1 tRNA gene and 1 rRNA gene are annotated in these 253 nt (G+C 53.0%); both read right to left on the bottom strand.

Annotated elements, in window-relative coordinates:
• Positions 1-30: 30 nt before the first annotated feature.
• Positions 31-106: transfer RNA gene (locus tag ACYQ73_RS28385), tRNA-Val, on the bottom strand.
• Between the two features lie 10 nt (positions 107-116).
• Positions 117-232 (bottom strand): 5S ribosomal RNA (rrf, locus tag ACYQ73_RS28380).
• Between the last annotated feature and the right edge of the window lie 21 nt (positions 233-253).

The following is a 253-nucleotide window of genomic DNA, read 5'->3' as shown; positions in this document are numbered from 1 at the left end:
TTGCTCTACCAACTGAGCTACACCGGCAAATGGTGGAGGATGACGGGCTCGAACCGCCGACCCCCTGCTTGTAAGGCAGGTGCTCTCCCAGCTGAGCTAATCCTCCTGGGTATTATGCCTAGCGACGTCCTACTCTCACAGGGGGAAGCCCCCAACTACCATCGGCGCTAAAGAGCTTAACTTCCGTGTTCGGTATGGGAACGGGTGTGACCTCTTTGCCATCATCACTAGACTATTTAAAAGACAAGATTTA

This window comes from Lysinibacillus sp. CTST325, assembly GCF_054665055.1.
Note: the sequence above shows the minus strand (reverse complement) of the source record. Positions and strands in the feature narration are given on the sequence as shown.